This window comes from Halomonas sp. 707D4, from assembly GCF_024158685.1.
Classification (GTDB): domain Bacteria; phylum Pseudomonadota; class Gammaproteobacteria; order Pseudomonadales; family Halomonadaceae; genus Vreelandella.
Genome location: NZ_JAMZBD010000549.1, coordinates 1 through 1,846 on the forward strand (window position 1 = coordinate 1; position 1,846 = coordinate 1,846).

3 protein-coding genes are annotated in these 1,846 nt (G+C 64.5%); all 3 read right to left on the reverse strand.

Annotated elements, in window-relative coordinates; translation table 11 throughout:
- The coding region (locus BIS11_RS16420; protein ID WP_253586565.1) for an ABC transporter ATP-binding protein at positions 1 to 536 on the reverse strand (536 nt) is incomplete at its 3' end.
- 7 nt (positions 537 to 543) lie between these two features.
- The gene (locus tag BIS11_RS16425) at positions 544 to 1,482 is read right to left on the reverse strand and encodes an ABC transporter permease (RefSeq protein WP_253420572.1); all 939 of its coding nucleotides are present in this window, start codon (positions 1,480 to 1,482) and stop codon (positions 544 to 546) included.
- Positions 1,479 to 1,846, reverse strand: a 368-nt coding sequence (locus BIS11_RS16430) for an ABC transporter permease (protein WP_253586566.1), incomplete at its 5' end; no start/stop codon positions are given. The genes BIS11_RS16430 and BIS11_RS16425, both read right to left, overlap by 4 nt.

Here is a 1,846-nt window from a genome sequence, read left to right on the forward strand (position 1 = left end):
TCGTCGGCGATGATGATGTCCGGGTCGAGCAGCAGCGCGATGGCGATGATGATGCGTTGGCGCATGCCGCCGGAAAGCTCGTGGGGGTACTGGTCCAGGCGCTTCTCCGGCGAGGGGATCTGGACCTGGCGGAGCTTGTCCAGCGCGATGGCGCGGGCGGCCTTGCTCGAGATGCGCCGGTGCGCCTTCAGGCACTCGACCATCTGCTCGCCGATGGAGAGCACCGGGTTGAGCGTCATCATCGGGTCCTGGAAGATCATCGAGATGCGGTTGCCGCGCACCTTGCGAAGCTTGCGCTCCGAGAGGGTGTTGAGCGTCTGGCCGTCGAACACGATGCGTCCGCCGGCGATGAAGCCGGGCCTTGAAATCAGGTTCAGAAGCGAGAACGCCGCCACCGACTTGCCCGCGCCGGATTCACCCACGATCCCCAAGCGCTCGCCGCGGTCGAGGGTGAAGCTCACGTCGCGCAGGGCGCGCACTTCGCCCTGGCGCAGGGCGAAGCGGACGTCGAGTTGAGAGACTTCGAGTAGTGCCATGCCGTCCTCAGCCTTTGTAGAGTCGTGGGTTCATGACGTCGCGCAGCCAGTCGCCCAGAAGATTGATGGAGAGCACCAGCACGACCAGTACCGCACCCGGGATCAGCGTGATCCACCAGGAGCCCGACTGGATGTAGTCGAAGCCGGCCTTGATCAGCGAGCCCAGCGACGGGTGGGTCTCGGGCATGCCGAGGCCCAGAAACGACAGCGCGGCTTCGGAGATGATGGCGTTGGCGATCTGCACCGTCGAGATGACGAAGATCGGCGAAAGCGTATTGGGCAGCACGTGGCGGAACATGATCCGCCGGCTTCGCAGGCCCATCACCCGGGCGGCGTCGACGTACTCCTTGCCCTTTTCCGCCAGCACCGAGGCGCGCACGGTGCGCGCGTACTGGGGCCACTCGGCAAGTCCGATGATCAGAATCAGCATGATCACCGCGTACTGGCTGTAGAAGGCGCTGCCCATGGTCGCCTTGACCACGGCGCCGACCACGATGGCCACCATCAACGTCGAGAACGAAAGCTGGATATCCGCCAGGCGCATCAGGATCGCGTCGACCCGCCCGCCGAGATACCCGGCCATCAGGCCGAAGGTGACGCCGATCAGCGCCTGCAGGAGCACGGCGCCGAAGCCGATCAGAAGCGACACCCGGGTGCCGTAGAGAATGATCGACCACAGATCGCGCCCCTGGGCGTCGGTGCCGAGCGCGTAGCGGTCATCGGCGCCGTCGATCCAGAACGGCGGCAGTTCCGAGTCGAGGATGTCGATCTGGCGCAGATCGTAAGGGTCGGTGGGGGCGATCAAGGGTGAGGCGAAGGCCGCCACCACCAGGCAGAGAAAGATCGCCAGGCAAAGCTGGGCGGTGCGGTCGCGCTTGAAGCTGTACCACACGTAGGAGTCGCGCAGGCGCTCCCAGCGGCTGGGCGTCGTCGTGGTCGTTGTCATGCGGGCTTACCAGTCAGTTTCACGGTGGGGTTCACGAGACCGTAGATCAGATCCACCACGGTATTGGTGACGACGAAGATCACGCCGACGATCATCAGGTACGAGACGATGAGCGGGATGTCCGCCCGGTTGATGGCATCGAGGAACATCAGGCCCATGCCCGGCCACTGGAAGACGGTCTCGGTCAGGATGGTGTAGGCCACCATGGTGCCGATCTGCACGCCGCCGACGGTGATCACCGGCAGCATGGTGTTCTTGAGCGCGTGGACGAAGTAGACCCGGCGCATCGAGATGCCTTTGGCGCGGGCGTACTTGACGTACTCGGACTGCATCACTTCCATCATCTCGGCGCGAATCAGGCGCA

What these genes read in the sequence shown, in the direction of transcription:
- BIS11_RS16425 (WP_253420572.1), bottom strand. Translation starts at nt 1,482, where the DNA reads ATGACAACGACCACGACGACGCCCAGCCGCTGGGAGCGCCTGCGCGAC.